The organism is Mesorhizobium sp. Root157, assembly GCF_001427385.1.
GTDB lineage: Bacteria > Pseudomonadota > Alphaproteobacteria > Rhizobiales > Rhizobiaceae > Mesorhizobium.
This window is the reverse complement of record NZ_LMGJ01000018.1, coordinates 1-16916: the sequence shown is the minus strand read 5'-3', so window position 1 is coordinate 16916 and position 16916 is coordinate 1. Positions and strand designations below refer to the sequence as shown.

The following is a 16916-nucleotide window of genomic DNA, read 5'->3' as shown; positions in this document are numbered from 1 at the left end:
CCGGGGCAGTCGACGTGCGCATAGTGGCGGGCAGCCGTCTCGTACTCGACATGCGACGTCGAAATCGTGATGCCGCGCGCCTTCTCTTCAGGCGCCGCGTCAATCTGGTCATACGCCTTGAAGTCGCCAAAATACTTCGTGATCGCCGCCGTCAGCGACGTCTTGCCATGGTCAACGTGACCAATCGTGCCAATGTTCACATGAGGCTTCGTGCGCTCGAATTTACCTTTTGCCATGTGAGGTCTCCATTCCTGACTTGCCCACCGGGGCGTTAATTTAGTTACAAGTGCAACCCGTTGGGATTACGCGTATTTCTTCTGAACTTCCTGAGCGACCGCCGTCGGAACCGGCTCATAGTGGTCGAACTGCATCGTGTACTGGGCACGGCCCTGGGACATCGAACGCAGGCTATCCACGTACTTGAACATGTTGGCCAGCGGCACCATTGCGTTGACGACGACGGCGACGCCACGGGACTCCTGCCCCTGGATCTGGCCGCGGCGGCTGTTCAGGTCGCCGATAACGTTGCCGACGTAGTCTTCCGGCGTCACCACCTCGACCTTCATGATCGGCTCCAGCAACTGCACGCCGAGCTTCGGGGCAGCTTCACGGAAGCAGGCGCGGCCCGCGATTTCGAACGCCAGCACGCTGGAGTCGACGTCGTGGAAGGCACCGTCGATGAGTGTCGCCTTGACGCCGATCATCGGGAAACCCGCGAACGGACCAGACGACATGACGCTGTTGATGCCCTTTTCGACACCCGGGATGTATTCCTTCGGAACCGCACCGCCGACGATCTTGGATTCGAACTGGAACTCGGCGCTTTCCGGATCCGGCTCGAACACGATCTTGACGCGAGCGAACTGACCGGTACCGCCGGTCTGCTTCTTGTGCGTGTAGTCCTGCTCGTGCGACCGGGTAATGGTCTCGCGGTACGCCACCTGCGGCGCGCCGATATTGGCCTCTACCTTGAACTCGCGACGCATACGGTCGACCAGAATGTCGAGGTGAAGTTCGCCCATGCCGGCAATGATGGTCTGGCCGGACTCTTCGTCGGTCTTGACGCGGAAGGACGGATCCTCGGCAGCCAGGCGGTGAAGGGCGAGGCCCATCTTCTCCTGGTCGTTCTTGGTCTTCGGTTCGATAGCGATCTGGATCACCGGCTCCGGGAATTCCATGCGCTCGAGGATGACCGGGTTCAGGGGATCGCAAAGCGTATCACCCGTCGTCGTATCCTTGAGGCCAGCCAAGGCGACGATGTCGCCGGCGAAAGCCTCGTCGATGTCCGCACGGGAATTGGCATGCATCTGCAGCATGCGGCCGATGCGTTCCTTCTTGCCCTTCACGGTGTTGTCGAGCGAAGCGCCCTTGGTGACCTTGCCCGAATAGATGCGCGCAAAGGTGAGCGAACCGACGAACGGATCGTTCATGATCTTGAACGCGAGCATCGAAAGCGGCTCTTCATCGGTCGAGTGGCGAACGACTTCGGCTTCCGTCTTGGGATCCACACCCTTGATGGCCGGAATTTCGTCCGGCGCCGGCAGGAAATCGACAACCGCATCAAGAAGCGGCTGGACGCCCTTGTTCTTGAAGGCAGTTCCGCAAAGAACCGGATGGAACTTCACGGCGATCGTGCCCTTGCGGATCAGTTCGCGGATCTCGTCATTATTGGGCATCTTGCCTTCGAGATAATTCTCGAGCGCCGCCTCGTCCATTTCGACGATGGCTTCGATCATCTTCTCGCGATATTCCTCAGCACGAGCCTGAAGGTCGGCCGGAATCTCGACAACATCCCAATCGGCACCGAGATGCTCCTCGTGCCACACCAGCGCCCTCATCTCGATGAGATCGACAACGCCCTTGAAATCGTTCTCAGCACCGATCGGCAACTGGATTGCGACAGGAATCGCACCCAGGCGCGACTGGATCATCTCAAGGCAGCGATAGAAATCGGCGCCAACCTTATCCATCTTGTTGCAAAAGATCATGCGCGGGACATGATACTTCTCAGCCTGACGCCAGACCGTTTCGGTCTGCGGCTCGACGCCGGCGTTGGAATCGAGCAGCGCAATGGCGCCGTCGAGAACGCGCAGCGAACGCTCGACTTCAATCGTGAAGTCGACGTGGCCGGGCGTGTCGATGATGTTGTAGCGGTACTGCTTGCCGTTACGACCCTTCCAGGAAGTGGTCGTCGCGGCGGACGTGATGGTGATGCCGCGTTCCTGCTCCTGCTCCATCCAATCCATGGTCGAGGCGCCATCGTGCGTCTCGCCCATCTTGTGGTTCTTGCCCGTGTAATAAAGGATCCGTTCGGTCGTCGTCGTCTTACCGGCGTCGATATGCGCCATGATGCCGAAGTTACGGTATTCGTGGATATGAAATTCGCGGGCCATGGGAGGTGCCTTTAACTTTTGTTCGCGCCGTTACCAGCGGTAGTGCGCGAAGGCGCGGTTGGCTTCTGCCATCTTGTGGGTGTCTTCACGCTTCTTCACGGCGGTGCCGCGGTTGTTGGCCGCGTCCATCAATTCACCAGAGAGGCGATCGACCATGGTGGTCTCGTTACGATTGCGCGCCGCGGCGATCAGCCAACGGATGGCAAGCGCCTGACGACGCTCGGGACGCACATCGACAGGAACCTGGTATGTCGCACCGCCGACGCGGCGCGAGCGCACTTCCACATGCGGCGCTACATTGTCCAACGCCTGATGGAAGACGGTGACCGGCTCCTGCTTGGTCTTGGTCTGAACCTGGTCGAGAGCGCCGTAGACGATAGTCTCGGCAACCGACTTCTTACCGTCATACATGACGGCGTTCATGAACTTGGTGACGACGAGATCGCCGAACTTCGGGTCCGGGTTGATCTCACGCTTATCTGCACTGTGACGACGGGACATTCTGTTGTCTCTCTTTTCTTGCCCGGCGCACAAACAACAAGCGCCGAAGCCGGAAAACCTTACTTCGGACGCTTGGCACCGTACTTCGAACGGCGCTGCTTACGGTTTTTCACACCCTGCGTGTCGAGCACGCCACGGATGATATGATAGCGCACGCCCGGAAGATCCTTCACGCGACCGCCGCGGATCATCACCACGGAGTGCTCCTGAAGGTTATGACCCTCGCCGGGGATATAACCGATCACCTCAAAGCCATTGGTCAGGCGGATCTTCGCAACCTTGCGCAGCGCGGAGTTCGGCTTCTTCGGCGTCGTCGTATAGACGCGCGTGCAGACGCCCCGCTTCTGCGGATTCTGCTGCATGGCCGGGACCTTGTTGCGCGTTGCCGGCGCTATGCGCGGCTTGCGGATCAGCTGGTTGACGGTAGGCATTAAACCCTCTTGTCTCTCAATTCCGTGTCTCAAGCCCGTTCGGGGCAGCTTCAGGCGCTATTCCCATACGCAAATTCGGGCCACAAACCGTATCCTACGGTGCTGCCCGAACAAAAAGCAGAGGAAGCGGAACCCGCTTCATGCACGCCGGAAATGTCTTTTCGCTCGTAAAACGAACCCTGTTTGAAGCAAACTCCAAGGCGCGTCGCCTTGAAAAGAAAAGCCTCACATCGGTTCAGACTGGGCGGCTTCTACTCGCAAGGCTCCCGTCCGTCAACCCCGCGACGCCAAATATTGCATCGAGACCGGGGCTTGGCTGCCATGCGGCGAACGCATGAAATTTTCTTTCGCGCTCCTCGGATTACGAGGAACAATGTGACTGTATTTTAACTGTTACGGTTCTCCGCTTCATGCAACAAGGCCAAAAGCGCAACGGCTTGTCAGTTCGCCGGAAAGAATCAGCCATGAACGACTCAACGGACGAAAATGGAGAGGAAAGGCCCGTAACCATCATCACGGGCCGAGTCTGGAAGCGAAAGGACGGAAGAGCTGAAGGCGTGCACGTCATGCTGGTCGCACCAGACGACGACTCAGCGGTGCGCCGCGCATTGGAATCACTTGCGGCCGAAGGTTACGCCGAAGCGGAACTCGACCAGATCGGCGACATGCAGGGCGAACCTGACGAGGAGCCACATCTGTCGGCTTATCAAGGAGCACTGGAAGGTGAAGTGTCGATCGTCACTTTCGATGAACCGGACTGATTGACAGGACGATTGGCCGTTTTCGGCTCTCAAAGGTCATTAGAGCCCTCCAGGGCCACAAACAAAAAGCCGCCGGACAACCGGCGGCTTTTCATTTTCTGGGCGGACGCGCGGTTTACTGCGCAGCCGTCACCATATCAGTGAGGATAGGCTCCGCGACTTCGACGCCGGAAGATTTGCGGCGCTCATCGAGGATCAGTTCGTCACGCGACGTGGCGATACGCCGGATGGCGCTCATTTGACCGCCGGTGCCCGCCGGGATCAGACGACCGACAATGACGTTCTCCTTCAGGCCTTGCAGCATGTCGGTCTTTCCGGCCACGGCAGCTTCCGTCAGCACCCTTGTCGTCTCCTGGAAGGAGGCGGCGGAGATGAAGGACGGCGTCTGCAGCGATGCCTTTGTGATGCCAAGCAGAACAGGCTGGCCGACAGCCGGCTTCTTGCCTTCTTCCACGAGGCGCTCGTTGATCTCGTCCAGTTCGATCACGTCGACATGGTCGCCCGGGATGTAGGTCGAGTCGCCCTGCTCGGTGATTTCCACCTTCTGCAGCATCTGACGCACGATCACTTCGATGTGCTTGTCGTTGATAGACACGCCCTGCAACCGGTAGACTTCCTGGATCTCGTTGACGAGGTAGGAAGCGAGGGCCTCCACGCCCCTGATGGCCAGAATGTCGTGCGGCGCCGGATTGCCGTCGAGGATGTAGTCGCCCTTCTCGATGACGTCGCCGTCCTGGAGATGGAACGGCTTGCCCTTCGGGATCAGGTATTCGACCGGCTCCAACGTCGAGTCATGCGGCTCGATGATGATGCGGCGCTTGTTCTTGTAGTCGCGGCCGAAGCGGATCGTGCCATCGATCTCGGCGATGATGGCGTGATCCTTCGGACGACGAGCCTCGAACAGTTCGGCCACGCGCGGCAGACCACCGGTGATGTCCTTGGTCTTGGCGCTTTCCATCGGGATACGAGCCAGCACGTCGCCAGGCCTGACCAGTGCGCCGGGCTCGACCGAGAGAATGGCCTCTACCGAGAGCAGGAAGCGGGCATCGCCGCCCTTCGACAGCTTGCCGACCTTGCCCTTGGCATCCTGAACGACCATAGCCGGCTTGAGATCCGCGCCACGCGGCGTCGACCGCCAGTCGATGACCTCGCGCTTGGTGATGCCCGTCGATTCGTCGGCAGTTTCCTGAACGGAAATGCCGTCGACCAGATCCTCGAACTCCACCTTGCCCTCGATTTCGGTGAGGATCGGACGGGTATAGGGGTCCCATTCGGCAACACGCTGGCCACGCTTCACCTTGTCGCCGTCGTCCACGAAAATACGCGAGCCATAGGTGACACGGTGCGTTGCCCGCTCCTTGCCAGCCTCGTCGAGGATCAGGATCGCCATGTTGCGGCCCATCACCACGAGGTGACCGTCGGAGTTGCGCACGACGTTGCGGTTGCGGATCTCGACCTTGCCCTCATAGGAGGCTTCAAGGAACGAGCTGTCCACCACCTGCGCGGTACCGCCCATATGGAAGGTACGCATCGTGAGCTGGGTGCCCGGCTCTCCGATCGACTGCGCGGCAATGACGCCGACCGCCTCGCCCTGATTGACGGGTGTACCGCGAGCAAGGTCGCGTCCGTAGCAGATCGCGCAAACGCCAACCCTGACCTCGCAGGTCAGTGCCGAACGGATCCGCACCGACTGAACGCCAGCCTGCTCGATCCGCTCAACGTCGCGCTCGTCCATGAGCGTTCCAGCCTTGACCAGAACCTCGCCCGACACCGGATGAACGATGTCGTCAAGCGACGTGCGGCCAAGGACGCGCTGTCCGACCGAAGCGACCACTTGGCCGGCGTCGACGATCGGCTGCATGGTGAGGCCCTTGTCGGTGCCGCAGTCGAGTGAGTTGACGATGCAATCCTGCGCCACGTCGACGAGACGACGGGTGAGGTAACCCGAGTTCGCCGTTTTCAAGGCTGTGTCGGCCAGACCCTTGCGGGCGCCGTGGGTCGAGTTGAAGTACTCGAGCACGGTGAGGCCTTCCTTGAAGTTCGAGATGATCGGCGTCTCGATGATTTCGCCCGACGGCTTGGCCATCAGGCCGCGCATGCCGGCAAGCTGACGCATCTGGGTGGGCGAACCGCGCGCACCCGAATGCGACATCATGTAGATCGAGTTCATCGGCTTTTGACGGCCTGTATCGTCGAACTCGACCGCCTTGATGCGGCCCATCATTTCCTCGGCCACCTTTTCCGAGCACTTGGCCCAGGCGTCAACGACCTTGTTGTACTTTTCGCCCTGTGTGATCAGGCCATCATTGTATTGCTGTTCATACTCCTTGGCCTGCGCCTCGGTGTCCGTAACCAGCTTGGCCTTGGCGTCGGGGATGAGCATGTCGTCCTTGCCGAACGAAATACCGGCCCGGCAAGCATGCGCGAAGCCCAGCGCCATGATGCGGTCGCAGAAAATGACCGTCTCCTTCTGACCGCAATGGCGGTAGACGGTGTCGATCATCTTGGAGATGTTCTTCTTGGTCATCTCCTGGTTGGCGGTCTCGAACGGCACATTGACGTTCTTCGGCAGCAATTCACCGATGATCATGCGGCCTGGCGTCGTGTCATAGATCTTCGACACGAGGTTGCCCTCGGCATCGACCGTCTTGAAGCGACCCTTGATCTTTGCGTGCAGCGTCACAGCCTTGGTCTCAAGCGCATGCTGAAGTTCGCCCATATCGGCAAACGCCATGCCCTCGCCCGGCTCGTTCTGGTTGACGATCGAGAGATAATAGAGACCAAGGACCATGTCCTGCGACGGCACGATGATCGGCGCGCCCGACGCTGGGTGCAGGATGTTGTTGGTCGACATCATCAAAACGCGAGCTTCAAGCTGCGCTTCAAGCGAAAGAGGCACGTGAACCGCCATCTGGTCGCCGTCGAAGTCGGCGTTGAAGGCGGTGCAGACCAGCGGATGCAGTTGGATGGCCTTGCCTTCGATCAGCATCGGCTCGAACGCCTGAATGCCGAGGCGGTGCAGCGTCGGCGCACGGTTCAGGAGCACCGGGTGCTCGCGGATGACCTCGTCCAGAATATCCCAGACTTCCGGGCGCTCCTTCTCGACCAGCTTCTTGGCTTGCTTGACGGTGGAGGAATACCCCTTGGCGTCGAGACGGGCATAGATGAACGGCTTGAACAGTTCGAGCGCCATCTTCTTCGGCAGGCCGCACTGATGCAGCTTCAGTTCAGGACCGGTCACGATAACCGAGCGGCCGGAATAGTCGACGCGCTTGCCAAGCAGGTTCTGGCGGAAGCGGCCCTGCTTGCCCTTCAGCATATCGGACAGCGACTTCAGCGGCCGCTTGTTGGCGCCGGTGATGACGCGGCCGCGGCGGCCGTTGTCGAACAGCGCATCAACGGCTTCCTGCAGCATGCGCTTTTCGTTGCGCACGATGATACCAGGCGCGCGAAGCTCGATAAGGCGCTTCAGGCGGTTGTTACGGTTGATGACGCGACGATAGAGATCGTTGAGGTCGGAGGTCGCGAAACGGCCGCCATCCAGCGGCACAAGCGGGCGCAAATCCGGCGGGATCACCGGAACGACCTTCATGATCATCCATTCCGGGCGATTGCCGGATTCCATGAAGTTCTCGACCACCTTGAGGCGCTTGAGATACTTCTTCTGCTTCAATTCGGACGTGGTGGTAGCAAGCTCCGAGCGCAGGTCGCCGGCGATCTTTTCCAGGTCCATGCCGGCCAGAAGGTCATGGATCGCTTCGGCGCCGATCATGGCGGTGAACGAGTCCTCGCCATACTCGTCGACGGCGATCATGTATTCTTCTTCGGAAAGAAGCTGGTTTTCCTTCAGCGCCGTCAGGCCGGGCTCGGTGACAATGTAGTTTTCGAAATAGAGGACGCGCTCGATGTCCTTCAGGGTCATGTCGAGCAGCGTGCCGATGCGCGACGGCAGCGACTTCAGGAACCAGATGTGGGCGACGGGCGCGGCCAGTTCGATATGGCCCATGCGTTCGCGGCGAACGCGCGACAGCGTGACTTCCACGCCGCACTTCTCGCAGATGACGCCCTTGTACTTCATGCGCTTGTACTTGCCGCACAGGCACTCGTAGTCCTTGATCGGCCCGAAGATGCGCGCGCAGAACAGACCGTCACGTTCCGGCTTGAACGTGCGGTAGTTGATGGTCTCCGGCTTCTTGATCTCGCCGAACGACCACGACAGGATCTTCTCCGGGCTGGCCAGGGAAATCCGGATCGAATCGAACACCTGCGCCGGCGCCTGCGGGTTGAAGAGATTCATGACCTCTTGGTTCATGCCATTCTCCTTTGCGGGGTCATCGAAACCCCCATTCCATTTTTAAGCGGGACAAGACCCGCGAGAACCGGCCGAAGCCGGAAGATTCCTTTGAGGCACAATCGGTGACCATGCCCTGGCGGCCGCGGACAACCGCGGCCGCGCCGTGGCGCCTTTACTCGGCGGCGTCGCGCAATTGCGTCGGCGCTTCGTCGAGCTTGGTGTTTTCGAGTTCGACGTTAAGCCCGAGCGACCGCATTTCCTTGACGAGAACGTTGAAGCTCTCCGGAATGCCGGCCTCGAAGGTGTCGTCGCCACGCACGATCGCCTCGTAGACCTTGGTGCGGCCGGCAACGTCGTCCGACTTCACTGTCAGCATCTCCTGCAGCGTGTAGGCAGCGCCGTAAGCCTCGAGCGCCCAGACCTCCATTTCGCCGAAGCGCTGACCGCCGAACTGCGCCTTCCCGCCCAGCGGCTGCTGGGTGACCAGTGAGTAAGGCCCGATCGAACGCGCGTGGATCTTGTCGTCCACGAGGTGGTGAAGCTTGAGCATGTAGATGTAGCCCATAGTCACCTTGCGGTCGAACGGCTCGCCAGTGCGCCCGTCATAGAGCTGCGACTGTCCGCTGGTGTGAAGGCCCGCCTGCTCCAGCATCTCGTTGATGTTGGCTTCATGCGCGCCGTCGAAAACCGGGGTCGCGATGGAAACGCCGCGCCGCATCTGCTCGCCGAGGCGAACGATGGAGTCGTCGTCGTAGTCGCGGACCGGTTCGTTGCGGTCGTTGTCCGGAATGACCTGCTCGATGGTCTGGCGCAGGGGCTTGATGTCGCCGCCTGCCTTGTATGCATCGATCAGATCGCCGATCTTCCTGCCCATGCCGGAGCAAGCCCAGCCCAGATGCGTTTCCAGGATCTGGCCGACGTTCATGCGCGACGGCACGCCCAACGGATTGAGCACGATATCGGCATGGGTGCCGTCCTCGAGGAACGGCATGTCCTCGACGGCAACGATGCGTGAAACCACACCCTTGTTGCCGTGACGGCCGGCCATCTTGTCGCCAGGCTGCATCTTGCGCTTCACGGCCACGAAGACCTTGACCATCTTCATGACGCCCGGAGGCATTTCGTCGCCGCGCTGGACCTTCTCGACCTTATCCATGAAGCGCTGTTCCAACGCCTTCTTGGAGTCGTCGTACTGGCCTCGCAAGGCTTCCAGTTCGCTCTGGAGCTTTTCGTTCTCCACGGCAAACTGCCACCACTGCGAACGCGGATAGTCGCCCAGCGTCTCCTTGGCGAGCGCGGTGCCCTTCTTGAAGCCCTTCGGCCCGGCAATCGCTTCCTTGCCGATCAGCATTCCGGACAGGCGCGAGTAGACGTTGCGGTCCAGAATGGCCTGCTCGTCGTCGCGGTCCTTGGCCAGACGCTCGATTTCCTCGCGCTCGATAGCCATGGCGCGCTCGTCCTTCTCCACGCCGTGGCGGTTGAAGACGCGCACTTCCACGACGGTTCCGAAGGTGCCCGGAGGCATGCGCATGGAGGTGTCGCGCACATCGGAAGCCTTCTCGCCGAAGATGGCGCGCAGAAGCTTCTCTTCCGGCGTCATCGGGCTTTCGCCCTTCGGCGTGATCTTGCCGACGAGGATATCGCCCGGCTGCACTTCCGCACCGATATAGACGATGCCGGCTTCATCGAGGTTCTTCAGCGCTTCTTCCGAGACGTTCGGAATGTCGCGGGTGATTTCCTCAGGGCCCAGCTTGGTGTCGCGGGCCATGACCTCGAATTCCTCGATGTGGATCGAGGTGAAGACGTCGTCGGCGACGATCCGTTCGGACAGAAGGATCGAGTCCTCGTAGTTGTAGCCGTTCCACGGCATGAACGCGACGAGCACGTTGCGGCCAAGCGCCAGATCGCCAAGATCGGTCGACGGACCGTCGGCAATGATATCGCCCTTGTTGACGTGGTCGCCAACCCTCACCAGCGGACGCTGGTTGATGCAGGTCGACTGGTTCGAACGCTGGAACTTCATCAACCGGTAGATATCGACGCCTGACTTGCCTGGATCGAGATCTTCGGTTGCACGCACAACGATACGCGTCGCGTCGACCTGGTCGACGACGCCGCCACGACGGGCGCCGATGGCAGCACCAGAGTCACGGGCCACGATCGGTTCCATGCCAGTGCCAACGAACGGAGCTTCGGCGCGCACCAGCGGCACGGCCTGACGCTGCATGTTCGAGCCCATGAGAGCACGGTTGGCGTCGTCGTTTTCCAGGAACGGGATCAGTGCTGCCGCGACCGACACCATCTGCTTGGGCGAAACGTCCATAAGGTCGACGTTTTCGCGCGGCGCCATCATCACTTCACCGGCGTTACGGCAAATGACGAATTCGTCGGCGAAACGGCCCTCCTTGTCGAGTTCGGCGTTGGCCTGAGCCACGTAATGCTTGGCCTCTTCCATTGCCGACAGATAGACGACGTCGTTGGTCAGCTTGCCGTCAACGATCTTGCGGTACGGGCTTTCGATGAAGCCGTACTTGTTGACGCGAGCAAAGGTCGCCAGCGAGTTGATCAGGCCGATGTTCGGGCCTTCCGGCGTCTCGATCGGGCAAATGCGGCCGTAATGCGTCGGGTGCACGTCGCGCACCTCGAAGCCGGCGCGCTCACGGGTCAGACCGCCCGGTCCAAGCGCCGACAGGCGACGCTTGTGGGTGATTTCCGACAGCGGGTTGGTCTGGTCCATGAACTGCGACAACTGCGAGGAACCGAAGAACTCGCGCACGGCGGCAGCCGCCGGCTTGGCGTTGATCAGGTCCTGCGGCATGACAGTGTCGATCTCGATCGACGACATGCGCTCCTTGATGGCGCGCTCCATGCGCAGAAGGCCGACGCGATACTGGTTTTCCATCAGTTCGCCGACCGAGCGCACCCGACGGTTGCCGAGATTGTCGATATCGTCGATTTCGCCCTTGCCGTCGCGCAACTCGACCAGCGTCTTCACCACAGCAAGGATGTCTTCCTTGCGCAGCACACGCACGGTGTCTTCCGCATCGAGTTCGAGACGCATGTTCATCTTGACGCGGCCGACAGCGGACAGGTCGTAACGCTCGCTGTCGAAGAACAGCGAGTTGAACATCGCCTCGGCGGTGTCGATGGTCGGCGGCTCGCCCGGGCGCATGACACGATAGATGTCGAACAGCGCGTCCTGGCGGCTCTCGTTCTTGTCGACAGCCAGCGTGTTGCGGATATAGGCGCCAACATTGACGTGGTCGATGTCGAGAATCTGGATCTCGTTCTCGCCGGTGTCGAGCAGAACCTTGAGCGTCTTTTCGTCGATCTCGTCGCCGGCCTCGAGGAAGATTTCGCCGGTTGCGAAGTTGACGATGTCTTCGGCAAGGTAGTTGCCCAACAGATCTTCGTTGGTTGCCTTGATCGCCTTGAGGCCCTTTTCGCCAAGCTGCTTGGCCTGGCGAGCGGTGATCTTCTTGCCGGCTTCGACGACAACCTCTCCGGTGTCGGCATCGACGAGATCGCTGACGGCCTTGAGGCCGCGGAAGCGATCGACGTTGAAGGGAATGCGCCAGTGATCGCCGGCTTTCTTGTAGATGATCTTGTTGTAGAAGGTCGACAGGATCTCTTCGCCATCCATACCGAGCGCCATCAACAGCGACGTCGCCGGAATCTTGCGGCGGCGGTCAATGCGGGCGTGCACGACGTCCTTGGAATCGAACTCGATGTCGAGCCACGAACCGCGGTAGGGGATGACGCGGGCGGCAAACAGCAACTTGCCGCTGGAGTGCGACTTGCCCTTGTCGTGATCGAAGAACACGCCCGGCGAACGGTGCATCTGCGAGACGATGACGCGCTCGGTGCCGTTGACGATGAAGGTGCCGTTCATCGTCATGAGCGGCATGTCGCCCATGTAGACGTCCTGCTCCTTGATGTCCTTGATCGACTTCGCGCCGGTATCCTCGTCAATATCGAACACGATGAGGCGCAGCGTCACCTTCAGCGGCGCAGCATAAGTCAGATCGCGCTGACGGCATTCGTCGACGTCGAACTTCGGGGCCTCGAATTCGTACTTGACGAACTCGAGCATCGAAGCGCCGGAAAAGTCGGAAATCGGGAAGACCGACTTGAAGACGGCCTGCAAGCCCTCGTCAGGGCGGCCGCCTACAGGCTCGGCCACCATGAGAAATTGGTCATAAGAAGCCTTCTGAACCTCGATCAGGTTCGGCATCTCGGCAACTTCAGGGATCTTTCCGAAGAATTTTCTAACGCGTCTGCGGCCATTGAAAGTCTGGGTCTGGGCCATCGTCGCTCCTTAGCATCTTGGGGCAGACCTCGCCGCGGTCCGCCTCGCTTCCAGCCGCTGTGGTCACGGCCTTGTCCAAAACAGGTGAAAACCTGTTTCCTGAAAGCCGCTCTCGGCCATCAGGAAAGAGGTTCTCCAACACAAAACCGGGTTCCGCTCCCTCGATGGGGAGGTGGCGGACGACACAGGGCCGCCCGCCGAAACCCGAACGATTACTTCAGTTCGACCTTGGCGCCAGCAGCTTCGAGCTGAGCCTTGATCTTTTCAGCATCGGCCTTGGAAACGGCTTCCTTGACCGGCTTCGGAGCGGCCTCGACCAGATCCTTGGCTTCCTTGAGGCCCAGGCCGGTGATGGCGCGCACTTCCTTGATGACGTTGATCTTCTGAGCGCCGGCATCCGTCAGGACAACGTCGAACTCAGTCTTTTCCTCAGCCGGAGCAGCAGCAGCGGCACCGCCGCCAGCAGCAGCGACAGCGACCGGAGCAGCGGCGGAAACGCCCCACTTCTCTTCCAGGAGCTTCGAAAGCTCAGCAGCCTCAAGGACGGTCAGGGCCGAGAGGTCGTCTACGATCTTTGCAAGATCAGCCATGTTTGTATTCCTTCATAAGGTTCGAACGTGTGTTGATATTCGAGAGGAACGGCCTCATGCCGCCTCGTCCTTCCGGGCGTAAGCGCCGATGACGCGCGCAACCGAAGCCGCGGGCGCATTGACGATCTGGGCGATCCGAGTTGCCGGCGTGGCTATCATGCCAACCAGCCTGGCGCGCAACTCGTCGAGCGACGGAAGCGAGGCAAGCGCCTTCACTCCATCGGCATCGAGCGAGGTCTTGCCCATTGCGCCGCCGAGAATGATGAGTTTCTCATTTCCCTTGGCGAAATCGGACGCGACCTTCGGCGCCGCAATCGGATCTTCCGAATAAGCGACCAGCGTCTGTCCCTTGAACAGATCGATGATGCCTTCGGATTCCGTGCCCTGAAGAGCGATCTTGGCGAGGCGGTTCTTCGCGACTTTGACGGTGCCGCCGGCTTGACGCATCTTCGAGCGAAGATCGTTCATTTGCGCGACGGTGATACCGGCATAGTGGGCCACGACCACTGAACCGGCGCCCTTGATGGCGTCGTTCAGGCCCGTGACGAGTTCGCGTTTTTCCGCTCTGTCCACTGCCTATCTCCAGTTGACCCCTGCCTCATTTACGAAAGCAGGCGTCTGGTTGCCTTTTGCCGGGCGGGCTATTCCATTTCTGGATCACCCGAACGGCGCTCGAGGATCCTGCCCCCTTTCGCCACATCCCTTGGACAAGCCGCCGGATGCGCAGACAAAAGGCAAACACGGTTCGAACCTTTCATTGGAGGCAGAACCTCCTTTGTCCGGTCTTCACCCGTCTCATGCAGGCCCACATGAATTAAGGTCCAATCGAAATCGGACCGCCCGCAATCTCGGACAGGATATCCGGAACCCTTTCGGTTTCCGGGTATCCGATCCCCGCCGAGGCGGGGATCGGAATTCATAGCCGGATCAATCCCTTACGGATCGATCCGGAAAAATCGAATCAAGACACTACCAGCGTCGCGACATCGAGCTTCAAGCCGGGGCCCATCGTCGAAGCGATCGACACCTTCTTGACGTAGTTGCCCTTGGCGCCAGCCGGCTTGGCCTTGGTGACCGCATCGGCAAAAGCGCGAATATTCTCTTCCAGCGCCTTGACCTCGAACGAGACCTTGCCGACGCCGGCGTGCACGATGCCCGCCTTCTCGACACGGAACTCGACGGCGCCGCCCTTCGAAGCCTTGACGGCAGCGGCCACGTCGGTGGTCACGGTGCCAACCTTCGGGTTCGGCATCATGCCGCGCGGGCCGAGCACCTTGCCCAGACGGCCGACGAGCGGCATCATGTCAGGCGTGGCAATGCAACGGTCGAAGTCTATCGTGCCCTTCTGGACGATCTCGACCAGTTCTTCGGCGCCAACAATGTCAGCGCCTGCAGCCTTGGCTTCATCAGCCTTGTCGCCGCGGGCAAACACGGCAACGCGAACCGTGCGGCCGGTGCCGTTCGGCAGGTTGACCACGCCGCGAACCATCTGGTCGGCGTGGCGCGGATCGACGCCAAGGTTCATCGCGATCTCGACGGTCTCGTCAAACTTGACCTTCGACCGATCCTTGATCAGCTTCAGAGCTTCGTCCAAGGCATAGGCCTTGTTCGGATCGATGCCCTCACGGGAATTGACTACGCGTTTTGCAATCTTTGCCATTTGATCAGCCCACCACTTCCAGACCCATCGAACGGGCGGAGCCTTCGACCATGCGCATGGCCGCCTCGACGTCGTTCGCGTTCAGGTCCTTCATCTTCGCTTCGGCGATCTCGCGCACCTTGTCGCGGCCGATCGTACCGGCCTTGGCCTTGCCCGGCTCCTTCGAGCCCGCCTTCAGGTTGGCTGCCTTCTTCAGGAGAAACGTCACCGGCGGCGTCTTCATGATGAAGGTGAAGGACTTGTCCTGATAGTAGGTAATAACGACCGGGATGGGCGAACCCTTCTCCAATTCCTGCGTCTGCGCGTTGAACGCCTTGCAGAATTCCATGATGTTGATGCCACGCTGACCAAGCGCTGGGCCGATCGGGGGCGACGGAGTCGCCGACCCGGCCGAAACCTGGAGCTTGAGTTGGCCTGCAATTTTCTTAGCCATCTCTTTCCTGCCTTAACTCTTCTGCCGGGTATCCGGCGATTGCAGTTTGGTGGTCCGGTTCGAACAGCCGGCTAAGCCGTCCTCGCCTCCCACCTGCGATAGCAACGCGAGAATGCCGCGTTGCCATGTCACTGCCGCCTTACAGCGACAGGATTGCGGATCAGCCCTTTTCGACCTGTCCGAATTCCAGATCGACAGGCACGGCGCGCCCGAAGATCGATACTTCCACCTTGAGGCGCGCACGCTCTTCGTCGACTTCCTGAACGAACCCGTTGAAAGATGCGAAAGGCCCGTCGGAGACGCGAATGGCCTCGCCAATTTCGAAAGTGACCGACGGCTTTGGCCGCTCCACGCCTTCCTGCACTTGATGCAGGATGCGCTCAGCCTCCTTGTCGGTGATGTACATCGGCTTTGCCGTATGCTTGTCCTCACCGAGGAAACCGGTGACACGAGGCGTATTCTTGACGAGGCTGATCACGGCATCGTTGAGTTCGGCCTTCATCAAGACATAGCCAGGGAAGAATTTGCGCTCGGCATCCACCTTCTTGCCGCGGCGAACCTCGACCACCTTCTCAGTCGGGACAACGATCTGCTCGATGCGATCGCTCAACCCCTTCTGCTTGGCTTTGTTCTCGATGTCTTCGGCGACCTTTTTTTCAAAGTTCGAATAAGCGTGGACGATGTACCAGCGCGCGGTCATTTCAAGACTTCTCCGTAATCGCCGAACTTAGCGCCCGATACCCAAGATCAACTCGACACCGAACCCCATGAGCTGATCGGCAGCAAAGAAGAACACCATGGTCAGGACCGAAAAGATCAGGACCATTATCGTCGAAATCAGCGTTTCGCGCCGTGTCGGCCAAGTGACCTTGGCAGTCTCCGACCGAACCTGCTGAAGGAAGACGAAAGGATTAAGTGTCTTCGAAGCCATGCGCCGCTCTGCTTTCAAGACCCGTGGGCCGGGCCTCCTGGATGGTCCCGCTGACCGGGACGTGGAGCATGGAGCGTAGTTGCCGAATCAGCGCGGCCGTTCCGTCCATGCAAATCAGACGCGCGAAGCCGGACTCCCAGCTCCACGCGCCGCGTGTCTGTCTCGTCTACATAAAACCGATTCTCGATCCACGCAAGTGGCAAGTATCCGCTTTACGATCAAACGCCGCATCGGAACCATCCAGTCGTTCCGTCCCGGCTATGACTGCCCTTATGCCTCAAACCGTCCGGTATGGCAAGACATCGCGCCATTCGCGGCTTCGACACTGGGAATGGTGGCAGGGGCAGCAGGGCTCGAACCCGCGACCTGCGGTTTTGGAGACCGCCGCTCTACCAACTGAGCTATACCCCTAGGTACGTTGGCGCCCGTTCCTAATCGGTCCAAGCAAAAGCTTCAAGCGATTTCGGAGGGAAATGGCGACTCCCGAAAGAGCCGCCACCGATTGTCAAAAGCCGTCTTACTCGACGATGGAAGCGACGATGCCGGCGCCGACGGTGCGGCCGCCTTCGCGGATGGCGAAGCGCAGCTTCTCTTCCATGGCGATCGGCACGAT

13 protein-coding genes, 1 tRNA gene and 1 pseudogene are annotated in these 16916 nt (G+C 60.1%); 1 reads left to right on the top strand and 14 read right to left on the bottom strand.

All coding sequences use genetic code 11. The features are described 5' to 3' along the window. The 4 genes from ASD64_RS11975 to rpsL form a co-directional block, all read right to left on the bottom strand. On the bottom strand, positions 1 to 236 hold a 236-nt coding region (locus ASD64_RS11975), incomplete at its 3' end, for a GTP-binding protein (protein ID WP_244480782.1). 66 nt (positions 237 to 302) lie between these two features. Further along, positions 303 to 2393: an elongation factor G gene (gene fusA, locus ASD64_RS11970; protein WP_056105404.1), complete on the bottom strand. Its 2091-nt coding sequence runs from the start codon at positions 2391 to 2393 to the stop codon at positions 303 to 305. 30 nt (positions 2394 to 2423) lie between these two features. Continuing rightward, entirely contained in the window at positions 2424 to 2894 is a 471-nt protein-coding gene (rpsG, locus tag ASD64_RS11965) for a 30S ribosomal protein S7 (protein ID WP_056105402.1), read from the bottom strand. A 59-nt stretch (positions 2895 to 2953) separates the two neighbouring features. Then, positions 2954 to 3325 carry a 30S ribosomal protein S12 gene (gene rpsL / locus ASD64_RS11960; RefSeq protein ID WP_056105400.1) on the bottom strand — a complete coding sequence of 124 codons (372 nt, stop codon included), beginning with the start codon at positions 3323 to 3325 and terminating at the stop codon, positions 2954 to 2956. A 464-nt stretch (positions 3326 to 3789) separates the two neighbouring features. Between rpsL and ASD64_RS11955 the strand changes: the two genes are divergently transcribed. After that, on the top strand, positions 3790 to 4086 hold the full coding sequence (locus tag ASD64_RS11955) for a hypothetical protein (protein ID WP_056105406.1): 297 nt from the start codon (positions 3790 to 3792) through the stop codon (positions 4084 to 4086). A 115-nt stretch (positions 4087 to 4201) separates the two neighbouring features. Here ASD64_RS11955 and rpoC read toward each other — a convergent pair whose 3' ends face one another. The 10 genes and pseudogenes from rpoC to ASD64_RS20660 all read right to left on the bottom strand — a co-directional run. Continuing rightward, on the bottom strand, positions 4202 to 8398 hold the full coding sequence (rpoC, locus tag ASD64_RS11950) for a DNA-directed RNA polymerase subunit beta' (protein ID WP_056105398.1): 4197 nt from the start codon (positions 8396 to 8398) through the stop codon (positions 4202 to 4204). 154 nt (positions 8399 to 8552) lie between these two features. Beyond that, positions 8553 to 12689 carry a DNA-directed RNA polymerase subunit beta gene (gene rpoB, locus ASD64_RS11945; protein ID WP_056105396.1) on the bottom strand — a complete coding sequence of 1379 codons (4137 nt, stop codon included), beginning with the start codon at positions 12687 to 12689 and terminating at the stop codon, positions 8553 to 8555. 212 nt (positions 12690 to 12901) lie between these two features. Then, a complete protein-coding gene (gene rplL / locus ASD64_RS11940) occupies positions 12902 to 13279 on the bottom strand; it encodes a 50S ribosomal protein L7/L12 (RefSeq protein WP_056105395.1) in 378 nt (125 codons plus the stop codon). Between the two features lie 54 nt (positions 13280 to 13333). Next, complete coding sequence (gene rplJ / locus ASD64_RS11935) at positions 13334 to 13852, bottom strand: 50S ribosomal protein L10 (protein ID WP_056105394.1); 519 nt, start codon at positions 13850 to 13852, stop codon at positions 13334 to 13336. A 388-nt stretch (positions 13853 to 14240) separates the two neighbouring features. Further along, positions 14241 to 14939 carry a 50S ribosomal protein L1 gene (gene rplA / locus ASD64_RS11930; protein ID WP_056105392.1) on the bottom strand — a complete coding sequence of 233 codons (699 nt, stop codon included), beginning with the start codon at positions 14937 to 14939 and terminating at the stop codon, positions 14241 to 14243. 4 nt (positions 14940 to 14943) lie between these two features. Further along, complete coding sequence (gene rplK, locus ASD64_RS11925; RefSeq protein ID WP_056105389.1) at positions 14944 to 15372, bottom strand: 50S ribosomal protein L11; 429 nt, start codon at positions 15370 to 15372, stop codon at positions 14944 to 14946. Between the two features lie 160 nt (positions 15373 to 15532). Next, positions 15533 to 16072 (bottom strand): transcription termination/antitermination protein NusG, encoded by a 540-nt coding sequence (nusG, locus tag ASD64_RS11920; protein ID WP_056105387.1) that lies wholly within the window; start codon positions 16070 to 16072, stop codon positions 15533 to 15535. 27 nt (positions 16073 to 16099) lie between these two features. Continuing rightward, entirely contained in the window at positions 16100 to 16303 is a 204-nt protein-coding gene (gene secE / locus ASD64_RS11915; RefSeq protein WP_056105384.1) for a preprotein translocase subunit SecE, read from the bottom strand. Positions 16304 to 16638: 335 nt separating this feature from the next. Beyond that, a tRNA-Trp gene (locus tag ASD64_RS11910) sits at positions 16639 to 16714 on the bottom strand. 106 nt (positions 16715 to 16820) lie between these two features. Beyond that, positions 16821 to 16916: pseudogene (locus tag ASD64_RS20660) on the bottom strand (elongation factor Tu); the annotation flags it as partial.